Genomic DNA, 9,582 nt, shown 5'->3' with positions numbered 1-9,582 from the left:
ATAGCCAAAACGTTGTGTGTCATTAGAGAACTATGAAATTTGAGATTATACAAAAGCAAAACAGAGACTTATTAGAAGAACATGCAAAGTCTTCAATTAACTTCGGATTTTTAGGAAGGAATGAGCTTTATGTGGCTATCGGATTTTTTATAGTTGGCTTCATAATTTCGTTACTATTTGTCGATAATCGTTTAGTTGGAACACCATTTATGGTGATTGGACTATTTGAGATAATCAAATACCCAACCCGTGAAAAAAGGTGGGTAAAGAAAAAAGAAAAGGAGAAGTTGTTTGATAAAGAATTAGAATTTGAGATTTCTGATGATAAGTTGAAAATTTCTTTCGATGAAATATCAAAAACTCATCAATTTGATAGCATGAGACAATGCTTGATTTCTGAAACTGGACTTCTTTTCAAAATTTCATGGAGTGAATATTACTATATTTCCTTTAAATCAATTGAGAGTGATCAATTAAAATTAGACTTAATAGATCATTTGAAAAAGAAATTCGAACAAGGAAGAATAAGAGGAAAACAAACTGTTGAATTTCAAGAAAGAGGTTGATGAAATACCGAATGAAATTTGGGATTATGAATTTATCGACAATCACGAAACTGGGGCTGCAATAAGGCAAAATCGAATAGCTTACTTAACAAACTTGGTGTGATAAGTCGGACTTACAATGATAATTATATCACTATTTATGACAATAAGGGAAATGTTGTCCATAAAGGAAAAAAATGCCCATAACATTAAATGAGTAAAAGCGCCAAAAGTACTATATTCGTTGGGTGAATGTGCCTATTTTCGAACCGATAGCAACAATTTGAAAAATTATGATTGAATCGAAATTTTAGGAAATTTCCCAAGAATTGAATGGTAATTACCAACATGAAACAAAAAAATATAATGGAGGTATGGGAGCTCGGTTGCCTGTGACCCTCCATCGATTAGACATTGACTACAATGGAAGTAGCATAAACATTAGGTACGAATTTGGGAATTTTAATCTCGGGGAATTTTTGTGTACAATCAAATCAGGAAAAAGAATTCCTGACTTTAAAATTGAAACAAGAAGTAATCTAGGCAGATTATTTACAAAAGGTAGGAATCCCTGGAAAATTAAATGCTCTGATGGATTATTGGCTGAAAAAATCAAGCTTTTTCTAAAGGAAACTGACCTCGAAAAAATCGTACAGGAAACGTCATTTGAACCTTTCGTAATTGGTGAAACAGATCAAACTGGATTCAATGTAAAAATGCAATTTTACTTGGGCTTTGAGAACAAAGAAGAATCAATATTACCAATCATTAATTTTTATAAAAAAATGATTGATCACCTTAATTAACAAAGAACGGTAGCTTCGCATGTTGAAGCCAATACAGGAAGAAAGATTCATAAATGATAAAGGTGATTTTATAAATAGACAACAAGGACTTGTAGTTAGCAATAGACTACTTAAACTAGTAAAGAATTATAAATTACCCGAACATTACATATATGATTTACCTTTACTGAAGAAAAGGATAACTTATGATGAATACAGCTATATCTTATTCGAACAAGGTAGAAATTCAACTGACAGTGATGTTCGGCTAATAATGGAAAAGTATACATCAATAGTATGCGTTTCGGAAAAAATAATGGAAGATATTTGTAACTCTGGAATTAAAGGGTGTAAGTTCACTCAAATAAATTAAGGTACATAACATCAACTAAAAGACCTGTAATAGGTCTGCGTTTACTATTTGAAAACCGTTATAATTAAGTGTTAAGATTTGTATGAAATGAAAGCAGCAAAAGAACTCAAAAAATATTTAGAAAAAATCACGAAAAGAGGAGATTTAAACATTGTATCTTGTGAAATCCGAGATAAGGTAGATCGAGAAACTTTAAAAGGGTTTAAAGGTAAAATCCCTGATGATCTATTATCCTTCTATTCTGTCATGAATGGATGTTATCTGCTCTCGTCTTTTGCTAATAATTCAAGTCTCGAGGTTGGGATCAATATTCCTCCTATCGAAGATCTAGGGAAATTTGAAACAGCCTCTGATGAATATAACTTTGACGAAGGATTAAAGATATTATTGTTTGAATGGATTGAGGGACAATATTCTCCATTTTTCTATTGCCTCCCGGAGGATGAAACGGATTTAGAGAAAGCCAAAATAATCACAGCTGTTTCAGCAAGAGAAAATGAATATACTGTCATTGCCGATAACCTTGCATCCTGGATCGAATTAGCTATTGAGAATGGTCTCGCTTTGGGCTGGGGAAATCCCACTATTTATAAGGAAGAAATTAAAAAAATTAAAGCCCTGTTTGATGCTCCACCGGAAAAAAGAAGAGTTTTATTGCCAGGTACAAGAGTTTCAACAAAGCAGGGGGCTATTCATAGAGGGAAGGTCATTCGGCAATACATGTCTAAAGAAAAAGACGTTTATGGTCGTCAGGATTTTACTTTAGTTGAATTTGATATAGGCGAAACCTACTGGATGGATTCTGGTGACTTGAAAATAATATCAAGTAAAAAAGATTACTACGAATCCCTTATAATCAACCCTAAAGAATCATTGATAGCCTTAAGTAATATGAAGGCAGAAGACTCGATTGTTTCTCTTGCAAAAATAGCAATGAGTCAAGATCAATACTTTGGGTTTGGAATAGATCATGAGACTCTTCCTTCTTACCCGTGTGATTCAATTCGCTTTGTTCAATTATTCACAACACTTACTCTTGAAGAATCTTCTGAAATCATCCTCACAATTTGTAATAACTGGATCGAAAATGTGACAGATAATTATACGGAAATGCAGCCATTAACCGTTGATGGTTCGGAGTACCATAAAAAAGATGATCACATTGTTGAAAAGAATTATTCTTATGAATACATGTTAGAAAACTTATTAGGCTGTTTGATCTATCTCATAGCACGGGAGCGATACATGTTGAAAGAAGACTTTTCGTATGCTGATGAACAAAAAAAGAAACTCAAAATTACTTTGGAAAAACTAATGGGTATACACGAAAAACAAAATGCGCATAATAGGATTTATCCGGAACCTGATCGGATTGAAAATTTATACACTTCTGATAATATTACTTTAGGACAAGTTCATGCGGTTGAAGACTGGCAAACAAAAATGGGGATTAGTGATTATCCCTATATTGTTTGTCTCTAGAATAAATGAACAAGCACAACACGACCTAAATAAAACGTTATGCATCATTTGAAGAAATCGAAAGAATTTCAAGCGGATTTAGTCTATTGGTAATGAAATTTGACACAAGTGACGATAATCCAAAATTCAATGAATCCGTATGAAGTGGCGAATGTTCTGATAAAAAGGGAATCGTTGTCTATTATTCAAACAGATGTCCTTTTGCTGAATTTCACGTTAAAGAATCGTTGGTAGAAACGGCAGAAAACAGAAATATACCATTAAAAGTGATTAAGCTGAAAACTATGGAAGAAGCACAAAATGCTCCAAGTCCTGCGACAATTTTCAGCCTATTTTTAGATAGAACGTTTATGACCACAGACTTGAGCGTATGTACGGACAGTCGTTTCGATAAAGTGTTTGACTATTACATTAATATCCTTGCCAAATCAAGGGAAAATTTAAGAAAATTAGCGAAAGGCCAAAATATTTGATATATGCGAAGAAATAACAGATAGAAACTTTTTAAAATCACCTGAATCATTCTTAAATTGCAAGTGAACCGTAGGGTACAATATAGACAACAGGCGTTGGAAAATGAACAATATAGAAATCAGATTAGCGAATAAGGAAGATGCTCAGTTTATAGCTCTTCTTGGAAGAATTACATTTACCGAAACTTTCGGACATTTTTTTAGAGATAAGCAAGATTTATTGAATTATTACAATTCAACATTTTCAGTTGAAAAAATTGAAAATGGAATTACCAAACCAAATAATATTTTCTGGATAGCTTTTGAAAACCGATTACCTGTTGGTTACGCAAAACTTAAATTGAATTCCAAATCAGAATTTTCCGACTCGGAAAGCACTTGCCAACTTCAAAAAATATACGTTTTGAAAGATTTTTTGTCAATGAAAATTGGATTTGAATTACAAAATAGACTCTTGGAAAAAGCCAAGGAACTGGAATTTAAAGAAATTTGGCTTTCTGTACTAAATAGCAATGAACGAGCTATAAGCTTTTACAAGAAAAGTGGATTTGAAAAAATTGGTGATCACGACTTTCAAATTGGGAAAGAAAATTTTGAGTTTATTGCAATGAAGAAAATAATACAAAACACTGTGACTAACATAGTATAACCGCAATTACGGCGGATTCGACTACGTTCGAATCCACTCGGGATTGTTAACATCTGTGTTAAACGAAAATGAACACAGATAAATCCGTAACTGACGGTTGGTTATACAACAATGTCCCCCACAATTTAAACATAGAAATATAGAGCAATTGTAAGAGAAGAAATGAAGAACATAAAAATATATGGAGCAAGACAGAACAACCTAAAGAACCTAACGTTAGAAATTCCTAAAAATAAAATCACAGTTTTTACCGGAGTTTCCGGTTCGGGGAAATCATCTTTGGTTTTTGAAACCATTGGGGCAGAAGCGCAGCGCCAAATCAATGAAACCCAGAATAGTTTTGCCAGAAACCGGATGTTGCGGTTTGGAGTAGCTGATGTAGATAAAATAGAGCACCTCAATGTTCCCGTTATCATCAACCAAAAACGTTTAGGCGGAAATGCGCGCTCTACTGTCGGAACAGCAACAGACATTTACGCTTCATTGCGATTACTTTTTTCAAGAATGGGGAACCCTTTTGTCGGTTATTCAAATGTGTTTTCTTTTAATCATCCGCAGGGAATGTGTTCTAGTTGTAATGGTTTAGGCGTGATCAGCAGTATCAATATTCAAACATTATTTGATAAAACCAAATCATTGAATGAAGGAGCCATTCAATTTCCTACTTTTCAACCTGGTGGCTATCGTTGGTTGCGCTATGTGAATTCAGGGTATTTTGATAACGACAAAAAACTGCAGGATTATACAGATGAAGAATGGGATTTATTGCTCCATTCAGCAGAACATAGGCCAAAGAATCCTTCCAAGGATTGGGGGAAAACAGTGAAGTATTTAGGCGTTTTACCAAGAATTGAGAGAGGTTTCCTGAATAAGAATTCGAAAGAGGAAAAACGGCGGAAAACGGATTTACAGAAAATTATTACCACCGAAATTTGCCCTCACTGTTTGGGTAAACGATTGAATGATAAAATTTTGTCTTGCAAAATTAAGGGCAAAAATATTGCCGATTGTAGTTCTCTATCGATTGATGATTTACTTTCATTTATTCAATCTATTTCATCCGAAACTTACCAGAGCGTAATCAACGAACTGACAAAAAAACTGCAAAATCTGGTTACCATTGGTCTTCAATACCTGACTTTAGACAGAGTGACCACAACCCTTTCAGGTGGCGAATCGCAACGGATTAAAATGGTAAGGCATCTGGGTAATAGTTTAGAAGACTTGTTGTATATATTTGATGAACCAAGCATTGGACTTCATCCGAAAGATTTAGACAATATCTCGCAAATCATTAAGCAAATAAAGGCAAAAGGGAATACCGTTCTTATTGTTGAACACGACCCGGATTTGATAAAAATCGCTGACCACGTGGTAGATTTAGGCCCACTTTCGGGCGTAAATGGTGGAGAAATTATTTATGAAGGTAATTTTCAAGACTTAAAGAATTCAAAAGGTAAAACAGGACACTATTTTTCGCTTAAAAGGGAGATTAATCAAACCCCAAGAGAGGTAAAGGACACGATAAAAATCGCGGAAGCCAATTTATACAATCTAAAAAATGTATCGGTTGAAATACCTGTAAACCTCTTAACTGTTGTAACCGGTGTTGCCGGATCAGGGAAAAGTACGCTTATTAGCAAGGTGCTACCAAAGCAACACCCCAAAACGAAAATTATTGATCAATCGCCAATTAGAGGCAGCTCAAAATCTAATTTATTGACCTATTTAGGTCTTTCGGACAAAATAAGACGCCTATTTGCTAAGGCTAATAACGTGAGTAGTAAACTTTTCAGCAGTAATAGCGAAGGAGGTTGTACAAACTGTAACGGTCTTGGAATAAAGAAAATAGATTTAGCCTTTATGGATGATATAGAAGCTCCTTGCGAAGTTTGCAATGGTAGTGGTTTTCAGCCAAAAGTATTGAACTACACCTATCAAGGCAAGAATATTACGGAAGTCTTAGACCTGACCACTTTAGAGGCGAAATCGTTTTTTAATGACAACGACTTTATGAAGGAATTCGATTTATTAATCGACTTAGGCTTGGACTACCTAACACTCGGCCAACGGTTGAACACTTTTTCAGGTGGCGAAAGACAACGGTTAAAGCTAACAAAAGAACTTGATAATAAGGATAATATAATCGTATTGGATGAACCGAGTACAGGATTGCACCCGTCTGATACTGAAAAATTAATGCTGATACTCAACAGGCTTGTTGACCAAAAAAACACGATCATTGTTATTGAACATAACTTAGATATTATTTCCAAAGCCGATTGGATTATCGATATGGGCTTAGGTGCAGGAAAATATGGAGGAAAAGTAATATTTGAGGGAACGGTAGAAAAATTAGTGAATCACAAAACGTCAGCAACTGCTGAATATTTACGAAAATACCTGGAAAATTAAAACGGCAGGTAATAATGTATATAAAAAATAGCGATGTAGGCGCTAACCTGAATCGTTTCGGTATGATAGGTAAATGTCTTAACTATAGAGGGATATGTTCTTGATTTCCGCTGCTTTTCATATACAAAACCGATAGTAAACATTAAGAAAGATACATCATGAGTGGAAATATTGTTTTAAAGATGTCAATTGTAATTTTCTTGATAGCAATAGCATCTTGTTCAAATAAAAGCGAAGAACTCAACAAAGCTATTGAAAATCTAAAAGTTGCTTATTCCGATTCTTTATATTTTGAAATCAGTGAGAATATAGACTCTACATTTACACATCACCAAAGCTTAGTTCTTTGGTATTGGGATGATAGCACTGTAACGTTTACTATAAGACCCGACTCATTAAATATTCAAGGGGATCGACCTTGGATGGCAGTTGTTAACTCAGAAGTTGGAAACACAAGTATTACTTATAACGGTGTAGAACATGGGGCTATTGAGTACATAACGTATTCGGAAAGTATTAAATTGGGTCTTATGTTGAATAGATCAGACACGACATTAGCATTATTAAGAGTAGTTTCGGATTCAACTCCGGAAATAATACCAAGTTCAGGTGTCATGATTAGAAATAAATAACGGGTGAAAACCGTTACCAGTAAGTATAACAAGATGACAATAGGTGAAAAATAAAGTCCTGATATTTAGAATACTGCTTACAGTAATAATATGCTCTATTATTATCATTTTCAAGATAAAAACAGACGGCAATAATGAAAGTGCAACAGACAATAAAGTAGAAGTTGAAAATGATAAAATCAAAAAATGCGAACAGTATTTAAAAAAATTAGACAGTGTTAACCTATCACTTGAATGGAAACTTCTAAAATGTGGTCTTTGGCAGAATAAGCTGGGTGAAATTGGATTTAAAACCAACCGTGTTATTTGCTCAGACGGACAAGTAATTGCAGAAGCCTATATTACAAAGTTTGGATTTGACGAAAATCCACCGTTAAAAGATATAATTGATACAACAACATTTAGAGAACTCGGTAACACCTACTATAAAGACAAAAACCATATCTATCACCATTATGGAATGTCTGATGGTGGTAGCTTTTATATATTTGAAAAAGCTGACTACCAAACTTTTCAAATTCTTGGAGATTGCTACGCAAAAGACAAAAACCATATCTTTGAAATGCGGTCGGGCATTTTAACAAATGTTGACTATAAAACATTTAAAACTAAAAAGGGATTTACAGGATGCGTTGCTAAAGATAAAGACGGTTATATCATATGGGGAGAAAGGGTTAATGTAAGTGAAATAGATGACGAATACCTTAAAAAAGCAATTGAAGAATTTGAAAACGAATAATGTCAGCAGGGAGCAGCCGTTTTTCAAAAGCCGGGGGCGTACTTCTTACGATAGTGAAGTGTTAAATTCAAGCTTAGTAAATCTAATGAAGTTTAGTGATGAAAAAAACGCCTTCGAAAAGCGGCAAACCGTTACCAGCCATTAAAAGAAACTAGCTAATGAAGATTATACGTATTCTGATATTATTTTTCATTCCTTCCATAACATTTGGACAGGAAGTAGACACACTTTCTTTTTACTCAAAAGCATTCAATGAAGAAAGGACTGTATATGTTTACAAACCAGAATTTTACAACTACAAATCGGATTCTGTAAAACTTCCTGTAATATATCTGCTTGATGGACAGCACAAGTGGTTCGTTAAACCAACTATTTCTGATATTCAGTATTTACGATTCACCAAAGAAATGCCAAGTGCTATTATTGTTGTAATTCCATTAAAAGATAGAATTAAAGAATGCGCTATTGTAGATTTAAAAACAGAGTTACCATTAGATAAATTTATAACCGAAGAACTTGACGAAGAATTAATAAGATATAATCCAAGTGAGTTTAAAATAATTATAGGACACTCTTTTTCAGCATCATTTTCACTCTATTCATTTTACAAGCATCCAGACTATTACACTTCTGTAATTGCAAATTCACCTTATGACCAAATGGAACTGCTTGTTGAAGGATTTGAACAATCGAAAGTAATAGATAAGTCAAAAATTTCAATCTCAATAGGTGGTGTCGATAAAGATCTTGCACACAGAAAGAAATACGACAAACTAAAAATTGAATTCTCATCATTTTTTGACTCGATTATTACTTTTGAAGCTAATTATTCGGCTCACAATTCTGTTCCCATTGTGGCAATGCCTACTTTACTGACAAAAGTATTTGAAGATTATAGAAGTCGCTACTTTGAAATTGCTAAAGTAGATATGGAGTATAAGCTAATAAATAGGCCAGGTTCAATATCTGAAGAGTTGAATAGAATAGAGATTGCTTCAAAAATTGGAATTTACGATTATCCACCTGAAATTTCGGATATAAACGGAATTGCTTCCCGCTATTGGAACAATGAACTTGAAGAATATGCTGCTAAAATTTATGAATTTGGGTTAAAATATTATCCCAGTTATTATGAATTCTACCTTTCACTTTATGAGTTAACACGAAATAAGGACAAGGTAACGTCAAGAAAACATCTGGAAAAGGCAGAACTTCTTTTAAAAACAGTCGAAAACAACTGGGAAGGGAAACGTGAAATTATTGAAGAAATTGAAGCTGAAAAAATAAAAAACGGTTGGTAACATTATATATAAAAAATAAGTAGTAATTCACTGATTTCAATGGTTGTAACATGTTTAATCTTCTTGTTAATTGAAAGTTTTGTGCTTCGAAATTGCTTACTTTTCATATACCAAACGTTGTGATACATTAAACATAACCAAAGAAATCATTGAAATCGACTAAGACCAAATATGAAAATAATTGGCAA

General features: G+C 33.7%; 9 protein-coding genes. All 9 read left to right on the top strand.

Annotated features, from left to right (window positions below; genetic code table 11):
* The first annotated feature begins 32 nt into the window (after window positions 1–32).
* Window positions 33–566: a hypothetical protein gene (locus tag AC4PL9_RS06620; protein ID WP_491603967.1), complete on the top strand. Its 534-nt coding sequence runs from the start codon at window positions 33–35 to the stop codon at window positions 564–566.
* A 308-nt stretch (window positions 567–874) separates the two neighbouring features.
* Complete coding sequence (locus AC4PL9_RS06615; protein ID WP_491603966.1) at window positions 875–1,351, top strand: hypothetical protein; 477 nt, start codon at window positions 875–877, stop codon at window positions 1,349–1,351.
* Between the two features lie 439 nt (window positions 1,352–1,790).
* Entirely contained in the window at window positions 1,791–3,185 is a 1,395-nt protein-coding gene (locus AC4PL9_RS06610) for a hypothetical protein (RefSeq protein ID WP_491603965.1), read from the top strand.
* A gap of 266 nt (window positions 3,186–3,451) precedes the next feature.
* Window positions 3,452–3,658 (top strand): YoaP domain-containing protein, encoded by a 207-nt coding sequence (locus AC4PL9_RS06605; RefSeq protein ID WP_491603977.1) that lies wholly within the window; start codon window positions 3,452–3,454, stop codon window positions 3,656–3,658.
* 103 nt (window positions 3,659–3,761) lie between these two features.
* A complete protein-coding gene (locus AC4PL9_RS06600; RefSeq protein ID WP_491603964.1) occupies window positions 3,762–4,307 on the top strand; it encodes a GNAT family N-acetyltransferase in 546 nt (181 codons plus the stop codon).
* 162 nt (window positions 4,308–4,469) lie between these two features.
* Window positions 4,470–6,722, top strand: a complete 2,253-nt coding sequence (locus tag AC4PL9_RS06595; protein WP_491603963.1) for an ATP-binding cassette domain-containing protein — start codon at window positions 4,470–4,472, stop codon at window positions 6,720–6,722.
* 158 nt (window positions 6,723–6,880) lie between these two features.
* Window positions 6,881–7,354, top strand: a complete 474-nt coding sequence (locus AC4PL9_RS06590; RefSeq protein WP_491603962.1) for a hypothetical protein — start codon at window positions 6,881–6,883, stop codon at window positions 7,352–7,354.
* Window positions 7,355–7,397: 43 nt separating this feature from the next.
* On the top strand, window positions 7,398–8,093 hold the full coding sequence (locus AC4PL9_RS06585; RefSeq protein WP_491603961.1) for a hypothetical protein: 696 nt from the start codon (window positions 7,398–7,400) through the stop codon (window positions 8,091–8,093).
* Window positions 8,094–8,251: 158 nt separating this feature from the next.
* Window positions 8,252–9,394 (top strand): alpha/beta hydrolase-fold protein, encoded by a 1,143-nt coding sequence (locus tag AC4PL9_RS06580; RefSeq protein ID WP_491603960.1) that lies wholly within the window; start codon window positions 8,252–8,254, stop codon window positions 9,392–9,394.
* Window positions 9,395–9,582 lie beyond the last annotated feature (188 nt).

Source organism: Wandonia sp. (assembly GCF_984588085.1).
Note: the sequence above shows the minus strand (reverse complement) of the source record. Positions and strands in the feature narration are given on the sequence as shown.